This is a genomic window from Wansuia hejianensis, assembly GCF_014337215.1.
In the GTDB taxonomy this organism is placed as follows: domain Bacteria; phylum Bacillota; class Clostridia; order Lachnospirales; family Lachnospiraceae; genus Scatomonas; species Scatomonas hejianensis.
The window spans coordinates 1,686,147-1,705,408 of record NZ_CP060635.1; the positions used below are offsets into that span (position 1 = coordinate 1,686,147).

Sequence of the window (19,262 nt, forward strand, 5' to 3'; positions counted from 1 at the left end):
GCAGACTATACGTGCGGCTTCGGGTATTACTGCTTATATTTTACCATAAATCATTCTAAAATATAAGGGGATGTGAGTAAAATCGGAATTTCATTGGCGATCTCCATCGTATCTGCCGTCACCAGACAGTCTGCCGCCAGGATTCTCACCCCTGCGGCTGCCGCTTTCCGCAGCGCGGCTCCAAAAGCGGGATGTGTGTCATCGTTTGGCGTCAGGAAGCGGACGCCCTTCATCTGTACGACAAACAGCAGATAGGCTTCATATCCCGCCCCACAGCAGGCAGCCAGCTCTTCCACATGCTTCACACCTCTCTCTGTGGGCGCGTCAGGGAATTTGGCAATCCCGCCCTCCTCCAGGGTCACTCCCTTAACCTCCATAAAAGCTTTCCGCTCTCCATCCTCTATGTACAGGTCAAACCGCGAGCCGCCATGACGGACTTCCCGCCGGATCTTCGCCCCCTTTGAAAACAGGTTCCCCTTTGCCAGCCATTCCGCCGCCGCCTCGTTGGGAGCCTGGGAATCCATGTTGACCAGATTGCCGTTCTTCACGGCACAGATCAGATCATATCCGGTCTTTCGCTCCGGATTGGCCGCCCTCTGCACATAGACAGCCGTGCCCGGTACAAGCAGCTCCCTGCAGCGGCCCGTATTCTTTACGTGACAGACGGTTTTCTCCGCCTGGCCCTCTAGCAGCACATGGGCTACAAACCGGTTCGGCCGTTCCAGAAATACGGCCGGTTCTATCCGCTCATACTTCATGGCCGTCCTGGCCTCCGTTTTTTACAATTTCACATACGCACAGCACACCGTCCGCCACAGTAAATCTTACCTCCAGCCCTGCGAAAAAAAAGCCATACACCCGGGAAGGGTCATTTTGATAAGATGGCCGCGGGTCGTTCGCCAGGACCGCCGCCAGCGCCGCCCGTTTCTCCTCCGGAACATACCCCATAAGGCACTCCGGAATGTCCACACGCAGCCCATATTCCCGCGTCTGGTCGGTGAAACCACCCTCCGCGTCCGGATGGCTGTCAACATACGGCAGATATGGCTTGATATCAAATACCGGAGTGCCATCCATCAGGTCACCGCCGGAAATATACAGCACCGGTCCCAGGTCAGAATCCAGATCAATTTTATCCAGTCTCACCGACGACAGTCCCAGGCTGTTGGGCCGGAACGGGGAACGGCTGGCAAATACACCCACACGGGTATTCCCGCCCAGCCTCGGAGGCCTCACCGTTGGGGACCAGGTATCCCTGAGGGCTTCGGAAAACTGCCAGAGCAGCCAGATATACGAGAACTGATCCAGCCCCCGTACGGCATCCGGGTTCCGGTATTCCGGTTCAAAGACGATCCGGGCCTTCAGCTCCGGCACCAGTCCGCTCTGGCGGGGAATACCGAATTTGGTCGGGAAATCACTGCGGACACGGGCTATTATTTTCATAAAATCACCACTCCTTTTGTATTCTGCCTACATTATACAAAAAGTATCCGTTTTTTACAACCGGAAGCTGAGACAGAACTCCTCTCCGGTTAACCGCAGCTTCTTTCACAATTCAGCTCGTTAATCCAGTCCACAGACACGTTCATGGCCGCGCGGCAGGCATTTGTCTGATCCAGCGCATTCAGCATAACAAAATCATGGATCATCCCCTGGAACCGTATGGCAGTCACGCTGACCCCTGCATCCCGAAGTTTCCTGGCATATGCTTCACCTTCATCTCTCAGTACATCAGCTTCTCCGTTGAGGATCATGGCCGTGGGCAGGCCCCTCAGGTTTTCCTGGCTGGTGCGCAGAGGCGATGCAGTAATCTGGTTCCGCTCCCGTTCTGACCTGGTATACTGATTCCAAAACCAGATCATTCCTTCACGGTACAGGTAATAATCTTCGGCAAACTGGCAGTAGGAACTGGTCTGGAAACAGGCGTTTGTCACAGGATAATACAAAAGCTGTTTCTGGATATACGGCCCTCTTCGGTATTTTGCCATCAGGGTCATAGCGATTGCCATATTGCCTCCTGCACTGTCCCCGGCCACGGTCAGAGTCTCCGGATTCAGTTCAAAACCCGATTGTGCCGCGAGGGCCGGCAGCATACAGAGTATCTGGTAACACTGTTCTATAGCTATAGGATACCGTGCTTCAGGCGCTCTGGAATATTCCGGGAATATGATAACAGATCCTGTCCGGGCCGCCAACTCCCTCACCAGCTTTTCATGGGTATAAAAACTTCCGAATACCCAGCCGGCGCCGTGAATATAGAAAATGACATTTCCGGTACATTGCCTCCGTTCCGGACGCACCACATACACACGAATTCTTCCCCATCTTCCTGTATTCACCATAGTCTTCTGGATCTCAGCCGGACACATGCACACGGGTGAACTCTGTACCTCTTCCAGCACTTCACGGCCTTTGCAGGGCGGAAGCTGAAAAATCAGCGGCGGCACCGCATTTGCATCGCTAACCTCAATTGCCGCCGGTTCCAGCGAAATTCTCTTTATCATAACACCATTATTCCTCCTGATCTCTACTGACGGCCCGGGCTGGATAGAAAGACAATTCCCCGCCGATGCCGCAGGCTTATAGAATTAAAATATTCAACCTCCGCCTGATATGTAACAAAAATGCCTTTCGGCAGAGCTGGAGGGATTCTTTCATAGAATTCTTAAAACACTGCTGCAGTAGAATGGCAAATAACCGCGGCTGGCATATATTAATTGTATGAGGAATATGGCTGTACCCAAAACCCCTGTAGAAGCCATGCTCTCTCATATATAGCGGAACAGCAAAGCTGTTCCCCCGCCCGTCTGGGCATGCATTACGGGATGCCCTGCGGGTATAATTATGGAGGTTCCCATGATCACGATTAGCCTGTGTATGATTGTAAAAAACGAAGAGGCCGTTCTTCCCCGTATTCTGGAACCCATGAAAACGGTTGCAGATGAAATTCTCATCGCAGATACTGGCTCCACAGACCAGACAAAGGCCCTGGCTCTGCAATATACCCCACTCGTATTTGATTTCCCCTGGGTCCAGGACTTCTCAGCCGCCAGAAACTTCATCTGTTCCAAAGCATCTATGGACTACTGGATGTGGCTGGATGCGGATGATGTGATCTCTCCCCGCTGGTTGGCAGAACTGTTGACACTAAAACATACACTGAACCCATCTACAGACATGGTAATGATGAAATACGTGACAAACTTTGATGAAAAGAACAAGCCTGTATTCTCTTATTACAGAGAGCGGCTTATAAAAAACAGATGCGGATACAGGTGGTCGGGAAAGGTACATGAGGCCGTAACCCCCTCCGGTACCGTCCTGCATTCTCCCATAGAAATTGAGCACCGGAAGCTAACGGCCGGAGACCCTGACAGAAATCTGAACATATATGAAATGATGCTCCAGAATGGGGAAATCCTGGAACCGCGTCATCAGTTTTACTACGGCCGGGAGCTCTATTACCACAAACGCTATGAAGAAGCAGCCAGGATTTTTATAGCATTCCTGAAAGAGCCTGGGGGCTGGATTGAGAATCAGATCGACGCCTGCATGCAGCTATCATACTGCTATGATCAGCTCGGCAGGGAGGAAGAAAGTATCCACGCCCTTTTTCACAGCTTTTCTCTGGATATCCCGAGAGCGGAAATCTGCTGTGAGATCGGCCGCCATCTGCTTAACAGACAACTATACCGCCTGGCCGCCTACTGGTATCAGCAGGCCATCGCCGCGAAACCAGATGAAACTGCCGGGAGCTTTGTCCGGCAGGACTGCCACGATTATATCCCGTATATCCAGCTCTGCGTCTGCTATGACCGGCTGGGCAATCATCAAAAGGCCTGGGAATACCACCTGCGTTCCATGGTACTGAAACCCTATGCCAGAGAAGTCCGTGCAAATCAGCGTTATTTTGAAAAGCTGCTGGGGATTACCTCTGACGCGTCTGGCCCGGCCTAAAAAGTAAAGGAGAGACTCTATGTTCTTTAATCGCCGCGACAAAAAAAACAGCCGCAGCTGTCAGGATTCTGAGCAATCCCCACAGTCAGAAATCAATGAATGCGCTAACATATTCTGCGGAAACGACAGCCACTGCCAGTCCAGCTGCTGCAAACCCGGACCTACCGGACCTGCAGGACCGCAGGGCTGCACAGGCCCCAGAGGCTGTCCCGGTCCTGCCGGGCCTAGCGGAACTACCGGCCCCGCCGGGGCTACCGGACCTGCCGGACCTACCGGCGCTACTGGCGCTACCGGGCCTGCCGGACCTACCGGCGCTACAGGGCCTGCCGGACCTACCGGCGCTACAGGGCCTGCCGGACCTACCGGGGCTACTGGCGCTGCTGGACCTGCCGGACCTACCGGCGCTGCCGGGCCTGCCGGACCTACCGGGGCTCCGGGGGCTGCCGGGCCTACCGGGGCTACCGGACCTGCCGGACCTGCAGGCGCTACCGGCGCTACCGGACCTGCAGGCAACACTGCGAGCGGACTCGCCGCCTATGGCGGAAGATACAATTCGAGTACACAGCTCCTCTTTTTTACCCAGGCCGATGAATATATACCGATATCACTGAACACGACCATGCCGGCCCTGAATGTATCTTATCCTGCCGCAAATTCAATAACTGTCAGCGAAACCGGTGATTATGAAATCACTTATAACCTCCTGCTCAATGCCAATCAATCCATCACAGCCGCAGCCGGGGTCCGCAGAAATGGAACAATGCTTCAGCAGACGCGGGGTTCTCAGACTCTTTCCGCCGACGACTCTGCCGGAACCACTTATGACGGCCGTCTGGCCGCCTCAACAATCGTATCTCTGGCCGCGAATGATGTGCTGGATCTGGCAATCGCCATTGTCCGCACGCTGCCCGCCAATTTGGATGCAATTGTTAACGGCAATGCAAATGCCCTGTTGACTGTAAAAAAAATCAGCAGCGCCACCTGACAAAAGCTCCCGTAAAAAGTTGTTTGCCCTTGTTTCTGCACCTGCGGGCCGAAACAAGGGCAACCTTTTATTCGATCATAATCTCTTTAATTGAAATCTTTCTTATTCTTTCCGAATAGGCATGCATCAGGATTTCATAAACCGCTATAAAAACAGCCAGGGAAAATAGCATAACAGGGAAATCAAACTTATAAGCGGGGACGCCCTCAACATCCTTAAATACAATATCTACCATAATCCGAAGCAGTATGTACTGATATACGGTTCCGATCGCAAAACCGATATAGGACATGGGTCTGTATCCACCGAGAATTGCCTGACTGCATTCTTTTTGTGTATAGCCAAAAACTCTCATCATAGCGATAGTTTTTGTATTTCCATTTATAACTGTTGTTATGGCAAGGAACAGCGTTGTAAACGCTAATACAAGTCCGATCATCAAAATCATTACACCCATCATTTCGCTTGATAAGTCTTTCATGCTGAAAGACATCTGTGTCATTGCAGAAAAACAAAATGAAGCAAAAACAATGAAAAACACAAGAGTCTTCTTACATTTCAAGGTATTTTTTTCAGATCCTCTAAAAATGAAGATTCCCTGTTTTTTTCAGAACTGTTTTTTAAGGTTTTAGATGCGGCTTGCAGGTTATCTTTCAGGAGCAGCAATACGGGCTTTTTCAATTTGTACCAGGCATAGCAAATCGAAAGCACTGAAAAAAGCACTGTCGGCAATACTACGAAATAAAACAATATGGAGGGATGAAAATGTATCGTTACTTCTGGAAGCATTTTATCTTTGTTTTGCAGCGCATAAAGTCTTGGCATTATCAGAAATGCTCCCCAAAAGCCAATCGCTGTCCCGATAAAAGCACTAATTCCGAAAACCCAAAAGTTTTTTGCAATTTTAAGATTTGAATATCCCAAAGCCTTTAATATCCCCAGTTCCTTTTTGTGTGCATCAATATAATGCTTAATATAAAACAACAGCATAACAACCGAAGTTAAAAGCAAGCACCCGCCGCTTACAAGGCAAACGACTTTTGCAGTAGAAACCTTAGCGTTATAAAATATCATCGATAATTCTGATGTAATCTCACTCTCAATCAAACGGACATCAAAATAAAAATTCAAGAACATCGTACACACAAGTACGGCGCAACAGGCAATAACAGAAATGCCAATGTGAGGAATTCAATATGGAAGATGTTTATAAAAACTGTCCTATCTATGAGAATGAGAGCTTTGTTTTAAGAATGGTTCGTAAAGCGGATGCTTTAGATTTGTTAAAGGTCTATTCTGACAAAATGGCCGTGCCATTTTTTAATAGTGATAACTGTGGTGGAGATGATTTTTATTATACCACGGAAAACAAAATGGAACCGGTGATTGATTATTGGTTCTTTGAATATAACAGGGCTGGCTTTGTAAGATGGACGGTCGTTTCAAAGGCGGTTGACAAAGCAATAGGCACAATCGAACTTTTCCACAGAGATGCTGATGATTATTTTACAAACTGCGGATTGCTTCGGTTGGATATACGCAGTGATTATGAATTCTCAAATGAAATTATCAAAATCTTAGACCTGATCATTGAACCAGCCTACACTCTTTTTAATTGTGACATAATTGCAACAAAAGCAAATTCCAATGCAACCGAACGGATTAAGGCATTAAAGCAATTAGGCTTTGAACATGCTGACGAAATATTAATCGGGCATGATGGAACAAGATATGATTCATACTATGTATTGCCCCAAAAGCAAGAAATATTCCTTCGCTCATAACTCCTGATTTTTTCCTGAAAAATTGTGTGATTTATCGCTTGAAAAGAAGATATTAATGAATATACAAATTAGAAAAGCTAGCATGCCGGATGCCGGCTATTCATTTATATGCGAAAAATCATTTTGATTATATTGATACCGTTGATTTAGGATTAGCAGATTTCTCAGGATCAGCCCTGCTTATCACCATTTAGCAACAGCCTTTCACGATAAAAATATATCGCCATCTGCATTTCAAAGGTCGTCTGATAGTCTTTTAAACTGCATTCGCAGATCTCCTCAATTTTCGCCAGCCGGTAATACATGGAATTCTTATGTATGTGCAGACATTCAGCAGTTTGCATGATATTTTTCCCCTTTGCAAGATACGTCATCAAATCTTCTGTATAAGAGGTATGATTCACCTCATCATAAGTGAGGAGCCGCTGGAATTTTGGACTGTAAAATGTCTCCGGCGGGCAATTTTGACAGGCACAGTCTACCATATGCAGGGTGGCCCAATCTGCATAGCAGTATATCCGGTCATCCGGAGAAAATTTCCTGCCGGTGTTAATCGCTGCCTGAGCCTGCAGAAATGATGTGCTGAGATTCAGCGGCGAGTAGCACAGGGAGCTGACGCCCGCCTGTACGCGATACCTTTTTATCTCAAACTCCAGTTTTCTGCAGATGGTTCCTATATCCTGGCGGTTGTCAACAATCATTACAATATACGCATCTTTGGTGATGGCCAGACTATCCGGGAAACGCTGCAAAAAAAGATTACGCAGATAAAAGAGCTGCATTTCCATTTCGCTGAGAACAGGCTGAATCAAGATTAACCGGCTGACAAGAGGGAACTTAATTCCCAGAGTCGCCGTTCTGGAAATCAGCTGGTTCTCACTGATTTTATGATTTCGTTCCAGTAACTCGGTAATTATTCCGTAATACGGAACGGCCTGCATCCGGGGGTTCCCGTAATGCCGCATTTCCTCCGATAAAATGCGGGCGACGAACATCAAAAGCTCCTCCTCTTCGTCCGTATAGGCGTTAAAGCATTCAATCATTACCAACTGACCGATTACGAGGGTTTGCAGAATAATCCGGCATGAGACATAGCGGAAGGTGCTGAAGGAAAACTGCTGGATATAAGGATGCTCTGAGCGAAAGGTGGCCTCCAGGGCTCCGCTGCTTACGATTTCTTCCAGACAGGCGTCCCGGACCCCCAGCCCCTGGTCCGGCACTGAGATTTTCATCATGTTCCAACCGATATCTTCCACATATTTTGTGTCGCTGACAGCTATCGCATGATTGCTTCTGTCCGTCACAAACATTGGGTTTCCCATGATGCGGGAGGCTATATTTAATAATTCCTGCAACCCCTTCTGACTTAAAAGTGCATCTACAAGAAGCATTTTCTTTTCTGAAAGTCCCATGCTTTTCTCTCCTTTTTCTAAAAAGAAGTTTCGAATATTGGAATTGAATCCAATGCAATTACTCAAAAGTAAATTTATAATTATTTTATCAACAAATAAATGAATGGTCAACAAATACTGAAACGGAGGTGATGAAATGGGTATTGCTTTTGACAAACAAGAATTAAACGTTTTGGGGCATTATGAATCCATCAGGCCAGGAAAAGACGGAGTGCCAAAGCTTGATTCTCCCGTCACTGTAAAAGAGAATACCATGCTGGCGCTAAATGGAAAACGGCCCTTCTGGTATCCTATGGTGGGGATGGCAGGCGGAGATTATAAACCGTTCCGTCCCAGAATGTTTCCTGACCTTTTCGTGGCACATGATGCCATGGACGGTGAGGCTCCTATGGAATGGGACCGGATCGGAAAAGTTCAGGAAGGCTGGTTTGACACGAAATGGCGCTACGTGGATCAGGTCGGAGGCGCAATGATTGAGCCAGGCACTGAAAAAATACACAGCATCCAGGACTGGGAAAAACTGACCTGGCCGGATCTCAGTCAATTAGACTGGGAAGGGAACGCGCAGGCCAATCAACGGTATCTTTCTTCGGAGCTTCCGATTGAGTTTTGCATACCGACTACCTATTGGGAAAGAGTCATGTCCATCTTAGATGTTTCAAATGCCGCCGTGATGATGATTGAAGATGATGACCGGGAAGCCTGCAATGCATTTTTTACAAAGCTGACAGATCTGTATGTAGATATGATGCACCGGGTGAAAAAATTTTATGACCCGGATATCATTTTGATGCACGATGACTGGGGGCACCAGAGAGGCCCGTTTTTTTCCAGAGACACCTTTGACGAACGGCTGCTTCCACATTTTAAAAGAATTGTAAGAACGATTCATGATCTGGGGATGCGCTTTGAACTTCACTGCTGTGGTATGGCGGAAGCCTTTGTGCCGGAAATGATTGAAATCGGCATCGATCTCTGGATTCCTCAGAATATGAATCATGTGCCCGAGCTTGTGAGTAAATACAGAAACCAGGGCCTTTTATTCGGCGTGTACGTCCCTGTCGTTGCTCCCGGGATGCCGGACGAAGAAGAATTATCACAAAAAATAGCAAAGGAATTCTACGAAACCTATGGCGATGGACCTGTGGCCTATATCAATTACGGCTTCAGCGATGTTTTATACAAATACATGTATGAATATGGCAGAAAAGCATATTCAATGAAAATCTAACTGTAAATGAGAGGAGTAGTGAGTAGTATGGCAGAAAAAGCTAAAAATAATTATATGAAATTCAGTATCATTCTCGCTGTTGTATGTATTGCGCTGATGTACAATGCTAATACGTCTTCTTTTACTACGCTGGTTTCTTCCGTAGCCGGGGAAATGATGCAGGTCGACATGCTTCCGACACAGATTGGCTGGTTAATTTCTATAACCAGTCTTCTCATGATACCGGGCGTGCTGCTCAGCGGCCTGCTCACCAGAGTCATGAGCATGCGCAATATCATGATACTCGGATGGGCAATTTTCGGTCTGTCGGGCGCTGGTATTTATTTTATGCATACCACAATGGGCATTTTGGTCATGCGGGCCGTCATGGGGTTTGCCATCGGCCTGTCCCAGCCTTCTTCCAAAGCAATTCCGTCCCGTCTGTATGAGGGAAACGACCGCAACAATGTGATGGGTTATATTTCTATGGGAGGCGGAATTATTTCCGTGATTATATCTATTCTGTTTGGCCAGGTCGGCCTGATTAACTGGAGATATACCATGTTCTTCTATCTTGCATTTTCTGTTATATTTATAGTGCTGGCGCTTTTGTTTATTCCCAATCTCCCGCCGGAGGCCCCTGCCCGATCACAGACAGCGGGAAAAAAACGCCCCCTCGGAATCGCCACCTGGGCGATGGTTTTCTGCGGGTTCTACTGTTTCCTGATCGGAGCAGTTATACAGATTAAAACGAGTACATTCGTACAGGAGCTGGGACTGGGCGGTTCGGATGTTGCAGGCTACGTGAGCGCCGCCAATACCGTCGGCATTATCATATGCGGCATGTTCTTCGGGAGGCTTCAGCAGCTTCTTGGCAGATGGCTGTATCCCCTGGCTCTGGCAATCAGTACCGGCGCTTATTTCGTCTTCGCCAACGGAAACAATGTTGTGGTGCTCTGTCTATCCGGTGCGGTCATCTGCGGTTTTTCCATTGGAATTGTAATGGCATATAATATCGCAAGGGTAACCTTCACGGCTCCACGTGAAAGAATAACGACGGCGATTACGATCGTAACGCTGGCTACATATATCGGGCAAGTCTGCACGACCCCGCTGTTGAATCTGGTAGCTTCCATCTGGGATGGCAGCAGCCGTACCGCGCTGCTGTTTGTGGGTGCAGCCTTTGGCTTGTTAACAGTGATCTCTGTTGTCTGGATTCTTCTTACCAGGAACAAAAAGCTTTCTGCAGATTAAGATTGCCCTGGCCTTCTGCTGCTGTGAATACCTGGCTAAAACATGAATGGGGAAAAGCTTATGAAAGAAGAAAAAGGAATTCGTTTATCATCGCTGATCATGATCGCCATCGGAATGGTGATTGGCTCAGGCGTAGTATCGCTGATTGGTCCTGCCATCGCCATGACGGGGCGTTCTGCAGGCATTGCCTATGCGGGCGCTGTCATTTTAGGATTGATTCTAATCCTTCCGGGTATCTTTATCGCAAGCACGATCCGCGTCAAAGGCGGCGAATACCGGATGGTACAGGCTCTGATGGGGACGAAATTATCTGGTATTTTTGTATGGAATTTTATTGTGACACAGGTGGCACTGTCCATGACCAGTTTAGCGATGGGAAATTATGTGAATGCCATTTTTCCGCAGATACCCGTCAACGCAGCGGCGTTTGCCACGGTCTCATTGTTCTTTGTCATCAATTTGTTTGGCCTCAAGGCAATGAGCAGGATCCAGAATATTCTGGTTATCCTTCTGCTGAGTGCATTGATTGTATTCATAGTGTTCGGCTTGCCAAACCTCAGACCGGGTTCTTTTACATTAAGCTCCGATCTGTATTTTACGGGAGGTGTCAGCGGCTTTATCTCTGCAGTTGTTTTGCTTTCCTCTTCTACCACATCACATCAGCTGATGTTTGGCCTGGGCGGCGCCGCGAGTAACGCAAGAAAGACACTTCCAAAGGCTCTGGTTATCACAAGCTGCATTATATTCTTTATCTTTGGCCTTGTGGGCTTTGTGGCTTCCAATGTCCTGCCCGCTTCAGAAGTGGCCGGTAAAACATTAGTTGTGGCGGCAAGAGCAATTTTGCCCGGACCGGTTTATCTCTTTTTCATGATCTGCGGTCCCATGCTGGCGATCTGCAGCACCTTCAACGGAATTTTCCCGTCAGTTGCATGGACGATGCACGCGGCCGCAGAGGATGGGTGGTTTCCGGAGTTTACGAAAAAGCTGAACCGTTTTGGCGCTCCTTATTGGTTCCTGCTCCTCCTGTATCTTGTGGCTTCCATACCTGTTTTATTAGGTTTTACCATCGTAAATGCTACCAATTTAATGCTGTTTGTAATCTATGTCAATAAGATTTTGATTTTAGCCGGGGCATTCCGGCTGCCTGCCAAGTATCCGAATTTATGGAAGCAGTCCAGCATGCATATTCCAAATCTGCTGTATTATATTATAATTGCGATTTGCTCTGCCATGCAGGTGGCAACAGTTATCATCAGCGGCCTGGACATGGGAATGCCAACACTGATTACGGCGCTTGTTACCATGGGGATTTTTTCCTGCTGTGCGCTGGCACGCTCGAAGCATGTGCACCTGAATTACACGGAAGATGACCTGAGATAACAGCTATCTGTCACTCTGTCATCACCCGATGATCGATTGTACGGAAGGTTCTGTGCGACCTCCAGCAGAGAATCAGGCACACGATAAACGCCCCGAAATAGATCAGATACGCCTTTCCGGAAAAACGTTCAAACAGCACGCCGTAGACCGCCTGCCCCATAGGGTTCGCGCACATGACGATACAACTCACCAACGCCATGACTTTCCCGGTCAGGTTCACGGGAGTTACCTTCTGCGCGTAGGTAATCATCTGTATACTGAGAATCGTGGATAAAATCATCATGATCATGCAGGAAACGGCAATGACCGCAAACCCTGTCATTCCCCCGGCGCCCGCCAAAAGTACGAACCCTGTGGGCAGCAGCGCCAGCGTACAGAGAAAGATAACGCGGGCTGAATGGCGGATATCCATTTTTCTTCCAATACTTCCGGATAACAGAGCGCCGGCCAGCCCTCCCGCTGCCAGCATCCCCTGTGCGTAACCGTACAGTCTGTTGCCAAGGCTCTGGCTAAATCCCAGCTGTGTGTTGATTACAACCGGAAGGCCTATGATGATCAGTGCAGAAAATATCAGATTTACCAGTGCCAGCAGCACTCCGACCCTGCCGATCTCCGGCCTGACCCTGCGGATGAAACGGAAGCTTTCCTTCATATCTGAAGCTGCAATAGCAAACGCACTTTTTTCTGAGGGCTGCTTTTCATACGGAATATGGATGAAAATTTCCATCACTGCAGATATGCAAAAGCATAGAATACTTATATAAATGATTGGCTGCAGCCCCCAGAAACCAAACACCATCCCTCCCAATACCGGACCGATCACCCCTGCCAGTGAATTCACCGCATTGACAACCGCATTGCCTGCCATCAGGTTTTCTGAAGACACCAGCACCGGAAGCGAAGCCTGGACAGCCGGCTGATAAGCTCCCTGAATGCCGTATAGGAGCATCAGCACCGCCACCAGCAGCGGCACAAGCTGGAAGGTATTGTTAGCCGCAGCGTAAAAAGCCATCAGGCCGGCAGTGCAGAAATCCAGGCAAACCATAATATTGCGCTTATTCACCCTGTCCGCTATAATGCCTCCAACCGGTGAAAGAATCACCATCGGCAGAAAGGAAAGTGCCAACACCATCCCGTACAGCGCCGCGGACCCCGTTTTGTTCAGTAAATACAGCGGCAGCGCATACCGCAGAATATTATTTCCAAACAGTGAAATTATCTGACCGATCACTACCATTGTAAAATCTCGTTGAAACAGCTTGTCTTTCATATACTATGTATCCTTTCTTTTTACATACCAACCGTTGGTATGTATTATTATAAAAATAATCTGCCCTGTCATGGGCAGAAAATGCTGTGTACCTTAAAATGTCCCGGCCGCCTATGGCGTTTCTTTCCGGGAGAGCCTGCAATAACGGATATAGCTTTCCAGCATCTCATCATCCAGAAGATCCAGTCCCATGCCGCAGAGCAGCTCATTAAAAAAGCGCACCCGGCCCTCCATTTCGCTAAGATCCGCCCTTATCACCAGTGGATTCAGCCAGATGTTGGCCAGCAAAACTATGACTTCTGACAATTCCCGCGGATATTCCGTCACAATCGAGCCGTCACGTATCCCCTGCTTTATCACAGGAAATATATACTTTGGCGCAACCTCGCTGAATATCTCACGCATCTGAATGGCCAACAGCCTTGGATTGTCGATCATATCCGGCGCAACCGTGAACATGACATCCCTGTCGGCAGTGGCAAGTGACAGCTGGAACATCTTTTTCAGCTTCCCATAGCCGGAAAGGGTCTTGTCATCCCGTACCTCCCGCAGCTCTTCGACTACGCGCTCATTATAACGATCCCCGACTGCGTTGAAAATGTCCTCCTTTGACCTGAAGTGGTGATAAACTGCCCCCTTGGACAGTCCGCCCAGTCCGTCGATAATGTCTTGTATAGAAGTATTTTCATAACCTTTTTCGAGAAATAGCCGCTGAGCCACATCCAGGATCCGTTTCACCGTTTCTTCCGGATATTTGTTCCTTGACATTCCTTCATCCCCTTTTTACATACCATTGGTATGTTTAGATCATAGCACCGGTTTTTGACGCTGTCAAGGATTTTTTATTCAGTCCTCTCCGCCCCTTCCGCATGATACGCCTCTCTATAAATGTTCCGGGTACTCTTTGTCTTTCCAGTACCACCATTTTAATTTTTCTGACTCATGGCTGCTGTGGTCCGCGTAGTAAACGGCGCACCGGAACACATAGAGCTGGCATCTGTCTTCCAGATACCCTTTTTTCAGGCAATCCAAGCGGTATATTTCCTCAGGGTCCCTTCCTTTCAGCTCCTCTATCGTATGAATACCGATATTTCTGAGATCCTGGGCTATGTTCTTCCCGACACCCGGTATTTTCAGCAAGTCATCTTCCATTCTGTTTTCCTTTCTCCCTTTTTATAAAAGAAACAATATTATATTTTCATGATATCACAACAGACATGTCATCTGTATGTCATGTTCATCTCCTTGTTATCCGCAATGCCTTTCCCATTCCTTCCGGTACTCTGTGGCGTCAATTGGGAATCTGATCTTCTCTCCGCGCCAGGAAGACAAGTATGCCCCATTAATCATCTGAAGGGATTGAAGAGCCTCTTCTGCGGGACAGAGAATTTGCTCCTTCCCCTGAACAGCCCGGATGAAATTATTGACAATGGCGGCCTGCTGGACGGTGTTCTCCGCACCGTCAAATTCCAGGGTCCTTTCCGTATACGGAACCGTTCCATATACCTCCCGAGAACTCTCCGCATATTCCCGTTCGTCCTGTTCCAGCCGCCTCCAGATCATATGTCGGTCATTTTCCAGGATAATCTGCCCCCTGCTCCCGCTGATTTCCAACCGGTTTGTGCCCGGACATTCCCGTGCTGATGCAATAAATTGAACGGTTGCGCCGCCCGGATACCACATCTGGATCACCGCTTCATTCTCCACTTCAATCTGCCGCTCCACGCCATAGCTGCAGAACGCCTGGAGCTCTTCCGGCATTCCCAGCAGCCACACAAGCACATCCAGCTGATGGGAAGCCTGCGTCAGAAGAAGGCCGCCGCCTTCTCCTTTCCAGGTGCCTTTCCACTCCTGGGCGTTATAGTATGCCGGGGTACGGTATAAGTTTGTCAGCAGCCAGCTCGCACGCTTAATCTTTCCCAGATCCCGGGAAGCGACCATGCTCTGCACCCTGCGGTAAGCCTTGCTTGTTCTCCTGCAATACAGCACTCCTGCCGTTAGTTCCGGATGTGATTTCACTGACTGTACGATACGCTCTCCTTCCTCAGTGAATACGCCTGCCGGCTTTTCAATCAACACGTGAACTCCGGCTGCCAGAGCTGCCTCAGCCATAGCTATATGGAAGAAATGAGGCGTACAGATCAAAACAGCGTCTATACATCCACTGTCCAGCATCTCCTGATAATCTGTAAATAAAGCGGTCTGTTCCAGCCCGTATTTCTTCCGCACCGTTTCCATATGCTGCAAATTCCTGCTGGACACAGCGCACAGGCTGCAGCCTGTAATTCTCTGTTTTACAATTAATTTTATATATTCTTCCGCAATATAACCGATCCCGGCAATCCCGATCCGTACCATACTTCCTGCCCCCTGTACTCATACACACCAGCTTTTCAGCGCCGGTACCCTTTTCTCACTTTCATACCAGCGGTCCAGCTCCGGCACCCTTTTCTTACATTCACACCAGCGGTCCAGCTCCGGCACCCTTTTCTCACTCTCACACCGGCGGTCCAGCTCCGGCACCCTTTTCTCACTCTCACACCAACGATCCAGCGCCAGGCCTGTAATTTTCCCGCATCCTGCCGGAAAGCGCTGTTCATTCTCCTGTCTGACGCTTTCATGCATTGCTGCATATCCAGAAATATAGATGAGCGATACAATCTGGCCTCCCACATTTTTTCTGGCTCTGCACAAACCCGTCTCTCCTTCCTTCAGGAGACAATGACGAGGGCAGACTCTGCGGGCGGCTCTCATGCTTTTTCCCCGTGACGGATCACCTGAAAACGTTCCAGCATCACATCCCGGTCCTCCTGACGGATGCCGGCTTTCTCTTTTGCGATCGCCACTTGATGTTCCGGCGATTCCACTCCTTCCAGCTCTGACAGCTCTTCCGGCGACACCGGCGGAAACCTGGGATCTCTGGTGCCGGCGCTCACCGCATGATCAATGATTTCTCCGGCGATACACTCACAAAAAGGAGCTATGCTTCCAATACACCCCCGCAGATGCCCTCCTTTATGCAGGGAAACAAAAGCCCCTGCCTGTTCCCGGACCATCTCTTCCGGCAGGCCGTCAGGTATCTCCAGGCGTTTGCCTGATTTCACATAATGCTCCAGTGCTGCCCTCGCCAGCGCAGTATAGGGATCCTCGGTCGCCTTTTTATACTGCTCCAGGAAATTTCTGTCAGAGTCTTTGCCAGTGACCATGTACATACAGATCCCATAACCAACTCCGAAATTCCCCTGATACGACAGCTTCTCCGCCCGCACTTTCTTCCGGTCCAGCGCCCCTGCCAGTATCGTAAAGGATCTGTGCCCACATTCCCCGGCCCTGCTGCAGAAATCCTCAGGAAATTCTCCTCTTCTCCTCCGCCCAAAGTTCCCCAGGGCATTTCCTTTTCCTCCCCGGTGCGGCACAGGGCTTCCACAAATTTTGCGTCACAATCCGCTCCAACACTCACCTGTCCGGCCTGAAAACGGCTGAAATCCCCGGTAAGCCTGTTATCTGGACGGATATGGAAATAATCCCGGCAGAGAATTGAATGGGGCGAGATCACCACAATGGTATCCGGCTTTATTCTCGCGGTCTCCTTTCCCACACGATGGTACGCTTCTATTGTTTCCGCAATCTCTCTCTGTTCGCCCCTTCCCACTTCAGGGATAATCAACGGGGGATGTGGTACCATAAATCCGGCTGTAACTGACATGGCAATCTCTCCTTTCACCGGCAGAGAATTTTCACAGTCTCCGCCAAAATATCTGAACCGCAGCGGCCGCAAAACAGGCTATACTTATGATACTTATACAATAGCACAGAATCCCGTGCGCGCACAGATACCCGTATTATATTTTCTATAAATCTATGCATTCCTTATGACCGGTCAGAGATATACAGCCCGTGATCGCATCAGCCGTGTACACCATTCCAGAAAAGTGGTATACTATACAACTGATAATATTAATGCGTTTTATAATGAAAAAGAGATGATGGCTGTGCAATTTATTCAGCCATTGGAGCAGGAAGCTACTGCCGGAATTCTGCTGGCTTTATGCATTATCCTGTTTGCCGGACTACTTTTTGCTAAAATAACCAGTTTTTTCCGTCTTCCCCGTGTAACTGGCTATATTCTGGTCGGAATATTGATAGGACCGGATGTGCTGGGGTTAATCACCTCACAATTCTTCATCCACATGGATTTTGTCAGTGATATCGCATTGGCATGTATTGCATTTGGCGTTGGGAAATATTTTAAGCTGTAAGAACTGCGCAAGACCGGTAAAGAAATCTTCCTGATTACGCTGGCAGAGTCATTCATTGCAGGTATTTTTGTCACTCTGTTCACATACTGTATATTCCGCACTTCCTGGGACTTCTCTCTTCTCCTGGGCGCAGTGGCAACTGCGACGGCCCCGGCCAGTACAATTATGACAATCAAGCAATACCATGCGCGCGGTGAATTCGTGCGCCTTTTGCTCCAGATCGTCGCATTGGACGACGCTGTATGCCTCCTCGCCTTCAGCTTCGCGTCTGCCATAGTTTCTTCCAACGTCAACGGCGCATTTTCTATCCAGGCAATCGGGTTGCCCATCCTGTACAACATTCTGGCAATCGCCGCCGGATGCCTCTGTGCCTGGGCGCTGTTTAAATCTCACGCCAGACGCAGCCCCCTCTTATTACTAAATTTCACAGGAGTATATCCAGTTCTTAAATCCACAATTTTTCGCCGACTGATAGACTGGCTGAATGACCTCCGCCAGCGCCTTTGAAAATTCTACACAGGAAAGGCCCTGCCTGTAAATCCGTTGCCGGACGTCATCACTATTCAGATGCTCTCTGGCACATTTTTCAAATGCATCCCTTACCGTATCGTATTTCCACATCATTTTATAGGAGAAGAATTCCTGACCTGCCAGCTTTGGAAAATATGTGTCCCAGTCAGGCAGGTAATTGCTCTTGCTGCTGTTAATACTCCTGGTTGTGGGACTCAGGTTCCAGAGTTCATCATGCGCCACATAAGACCATGGCACAAAATGATCAATAGAAATATCTCTGCCCGTTAACTGCACCTGGCCGTAGATGTCCTGAACAGGACGGATGCTCAGTAAGAGCTTCCAGTATTTTTTTACCTTTTCCAGTTTCCGTTCCTGGGGAGGATATAGCTTATCTGCAATACCTGGAACGCTCGGATTGCGTTTCTGAAGATAACAGATCATGTGATACTGCAGCCAGCCCTTGATAATCGCCTGGTTCTCATGGATATAGGTAAACCAGTCATCCTCTATGCGTATGGTTGTCTGCAGCCCGTTGAAGCAGTCAAAATAATAAAGCAGATTTGGTTCCTGATTGATTCTTTCAATCAAATCCCTTTCTGAAACCTTCCAGGCGGTTCCCTTCATCGTCTTCATAAAAGGAGCCTGGAGGCGGTATGGGACATTTCTCTTAAGAATCTGTTTCCTATTGATCAGTTCTTTGTCAGTGCTGCGTTTCAGAAAGCTGACGATATTGGATTTTTTCTCAGAAGGCCTCATCTGCGTAACCGTCTGTATGTAATTGACCAAAGCCTCCAGGTTATCCTTAGGACCCAGATTTAAATGGTACTCGGTAACCATGTACCATGCGTCGGCTATCATTTCATCAATCAGCTCTTCGAAGGAGATTCTCCTTTTTCCTTCCAGGATTTTAGACACAATCGCCTGGAACCAGAAAAATTTGTAGCATTCACTGGTGTTGTCAAACAAACGGCTTAAGTATCTGATTTCCAGATCTTCTGCGTATGGGAGATGCATGGGGATTCCTCCTTTTTATACTGTATATTATTTGCCCATTGTCCAGCTTTGGCCGGCATAATACTTGACAATCTGACTTCATTATATGTGAAAGCACACCGCCTGGCTTTTGTTGCCCTAAGACAGCTATAAGTATTATCGGAAGGTTACTATAGATAATCCCTCGATTTACTTACCTTGCTCCTTCGGCTTGAAGTATCTGAAAAGTTGTTGCAATCTCTTCC

At 48.3% G+C, this 19,262-nt stretch carries 20 protein-coding genes and 1 pseudogene; 7 read left to right on the top strand and 14 right to left on the bottom strand.

Annotated features, from left to right (window positions below; genetic code table 11):
- Nucleotides 1-50: 50 nt before the first annotated feature.
- The 3 genes from sfsA to H9Q79_RS07745 all read right to left on the bottom strand — a co-directional run bounded on the left by sfsA (nt 51) and on the right by H9Q79_RS07745 (nt 2,504).
- Nucleotides 51-758, bottom strand: a complete 708-nt coding sequence (sfsA, locus tag H9Q79_RS07735) for a DNA/RNA nuclease SfsA (protein WP_118645514.1) — start codon at nt 756-758, stop codon at nt 51-53.
- A complete protein-coding gene (tsaA, locus tag H9Q79_RS07740; protein WP_118645512.1) occupies nt 748-1,443 on the bottom strand; it encodes a tRNA (N6-threonylcarbamoyladenosine(37)-N6)-methyltransferase TrmO in 696 nt (231 codons plus the stop codon). The genes sfsA and tsaA overlap by 11 nt, the downstream gene beginning before the upstream one ends.
- A gap of 89 nt (nt 1,444-1,532) precedes the next feature.
- On the bottom strand, nt 1,533-2,504 hold the full coding sequence (locus H9Q79_RS07745; RefSeq protein WP_118645510.1) for an alpha/beta hydrolase: 972 nt from the start codon (nt 2,502-2,504) through the stop codon (nt 1,533-1,535).
- Between the two features lie 352 nt (nt 2,505-2,856).
- Between H9Q79_RS07745 and H9Q79_RS07750 the strand changes: the two genes are divergently transcribed.
- Together H9Q79_RS07750 and H9Q79_RS18275 are read left to right on the top strand one after the other, a co-directional pair.
- A complete protein-coding gene (locus H9Q79_RS07750; RefSeq protein ID WP_118645508.1) occupies nt 2,857-3,957 on the top strand; it encodes a glycosyltransferase in 1,101 nt (366 codons plus the stop codon).
- 19 nt (nt 3,958-3,976) lie between these two features.
- The gene (locus H9Q79_RS18275; RefSeq protein WP_283245099.1) at nt 3,977-4,942 is read left to right on the top strand and encodes a collagen-like protein; all 966 of its coding nucleotides are present in this window, start codon (nt 3,977-3,979) and stop codon (nt 4,940-4,942) included.
- A gap of 67 nt (nt 4,943-5,009) precedes the next feature.
- Here the strand turns inward: H9Q79_RS18275 and H9Q79_RS07765 are convergent, their stop codons facing one another.
- Together H9Q79_RS07765 and H9Q79_RS07770 are read right to left on the bottom strand one after the other, a co-directional pair.
- Nucleotides 5,010-5,483, bottom strand: a complete 474-nt coding sequence (locus tag H9Q79_RS07765) for an FtsX-like permease family protein (protein WP_249329574.1) — start codon at nt 5,481-5,483, stop codon at nt 5,010-5,012.
- A gap of 17 nt (nt 5,484-5,500) precedes the next feature.
- Entirely contained in the window at nt 5,501-6,049 is a 549-nt protein-coding gene (locus H9Q79_RS07770) for an FtsX-like permease family protein (protein ID WP_249329575.1), read from the bottom strand.
- Nucleotides 6,050-6,138: 89 nt separating this feature from the next.
- Between H9Q79_RS07770 and H9Q79_RS07775 the strand changes: the two genes are divergently transcribed.
- Complete coding sequence (locus tag H9Q79_RS07775; protein ID WP_118647716.1) at nt 6,139-6,726, top strand: GNAT family N-acetyltransferase; 588 nt, start codon at nt 6,139-6,141, stop codon at nt 6,724-6,726.
- 170 nt (nt 6,727-6,896) lie between these two features.
- On the opposite strand, the gene H9Q79_RS07780 is transcribed toward H9Q79_RS07775, so the two are convergent.
- The gene (locus tag H9Q79_RS07780; protein ID WP_118647718.1) at nt 6,897-8,138 is read right to left on the bottom strand and encodes a PucR family transcriptional regulator; all 1,242 of its coding nucleotides are present in this window, start codon (nt 8,136-8,138) and stop codon (nt 6,897-6,899) included.
- A 136-nt stretch (nt 8,139-8,274) separates the two neighbouring features.
- On the opposite strand from H9Q79_RS07780, the gene H9Q79_RS07785 reads away from it, so the two are divergent.
- From H9Q79_RS07785 to H9Q79_RS07795, 3 genes are read left to right on the top strand one after another with little or no spacing between them, the layout of a single operon-like run.
- On the top strand, nt 8,275-9,369 hold the full coding sequence (locus tag H9Q79_RS07785; RefSeq protein ID WP_118647720.1) for a uroporphyrinogen decarboxylase family protein: 1,095 nt from the start codon (nt 8,275-8,277) through the stop codon (nt 9,367-9,369).
- A 27-nt stretch (nt 9,370-9,396) separates the two neighbouring features.
- The gene (locus H9Q79_RS07790; RefSeq protein WP_249329576.1) at nt 9,397-10,602 is read left to right on the top strand and encodes an MFS transporter; all 1,206 of its coding nucleotides are present in this window, start codon (nt 9,397-9,399) and stop codon (nt 10,600-10,602) included.
- Nucleotides 10,603-10,662: 60 nt separating this feature from the next.
- Nucleotides 10,663-11,982, top strand: a complete 1,320-nt coding sequence (locus H9Q79_RS07795) for an APC family permease (RefSeq protein WP_249329577.1) — start codon at nt 10,663-10,665, stop codon at nt 11,980-11,982.
- 10 nt (nt 11,983-11,992) lie between these two features.
- Here the strand turns inward: H9Q79_RS07795 and H9Q79_RS07800 are convergent, their stop codons facing one another.
- The 7 genes and pseudogenes from H9Q79_RS07800 to H9Q79_RS18475 form a co-directional block, all read right to left on the bottom strand.
- Nucleotides 11,993-13,252 (bottom strand): MFS transporter, encoded by a 1,260-nt coding sequence (locus H9Q79_RS07800; protein ID WP_118647726.1) that lies wholly within the window; start codon nt 13,250-13,252, stop codon nt 11,993-11,995.
- Nucleotides 13,253-13,363: 111 nt separating this feature from the next.
- Nucleotides 13,364-14,020, bottom strand: coding sequence for a TetR/AcrR family transcriptional regulator (locus H9Q79_RS07805; RefSeq protein ID WP_118647728.1), 657 nt, complete (start codon nt 14,018-14,020; stop codon nt 13,364-13,366).
- A gap of 114 nt (nt 14,021-14,134) precedes the next feature.
- Nucleotides 14,135-14,404 carry a helix-hairpin-helix domain-containing protein gene (locus H9Q79_RS07810; RefSeq protein WP_118647730.1) on the bottom strand — a complete coding sequence of 90 codons (270 nt, stop codon included), beginning with the start codon at nt 14,402-14,404 and terminating at the stop codon, nt 14,135-14,137.
- Nucleotides 14,405-14,500: 96 nt separating this feature from the next.
- Nucleotides 14,501-15,610, bottom strand: coding sequence for a Gfo/Idh/MocA family protein (locus tag H9Q79_RS07815; RefSeq protein ID WP_118647732.1), 1,110 nt, complete (start codon nt 15,608-15,610; stop codon nt 14,501-14,503).
- Nucleotides 15,611-15,628: 18 nt separating this feature from the next.
- Nucleotides 15,629-15,946 carry a hypothetical protein gene (locus H9Q79_RS07820; protein WP_249329578.1) on the bottom strand — a complete coding sequence of 106 codons (318 nt, stop codon included), beginning with the start codon at nt 15,944-15,946 and terminating at the stop codon, nt 15,629-15,631.
- Between the two features lie 56 nt (nt 15,947-16,002).
- Nucleotides 16,003-16,668 (bottom strand): AMMECR1 domain-containing protein, encoded by a 666-nt coding sequence (locus H9Q79_RS07825; RefSeq protein WP_330596966.1) that lies wholly within the window; start codon nt 16,666-16,668, stop codon nt 16,003-16,005.
- A 146-nt stretch (nt 16,669-16,814) separates the two neighbouring features.
- Nucleotides 16,815-16,958 (bottom strand): annotated as a pseudogene (locus H9Q79_RS18475) (AmmeMemoRadiSam system protein A); the annotation flags it as partial.
- A gap of 607 nt (nt 16,959-17,565) precedes the next feature.
- On the opposite strand from H9Q79_RS18475, the gene H9Q79_RS18640 reads away from it, so the two are divergent.
- Nucleotides 17,566-18,018: a cation:proton antiporter domain-containing protein gene (locus tag H9Q79_RS18640; protein ID WP_408646476.1), complete on the top strand. Its 453-nt coding sequence runs from the start codon at nt 17,566-17,568 to the stop codon at nt 18,016-18,018.
- Here the strand turns inward: H9Q79_RS18640 and H9Q79_RS07835 are convergent.
- Complete coding sequence (locus tag H9Q79_RS07835) at nt 17,929-19,038, bottom strand: HNH endonuclease domain-containing protein (RefSeq protein WP_249329580.1); 1,110 nt, start codon at nt 19,036-19,038, stop codon at nt 17,929-17,931. The genes H9Q79_RS18640 and H9Q79_RS07835 overlap by 90 nt on opposite strands.
- Nucleotides 19,039-19,262: the final 224 nt, after the last annotated feature.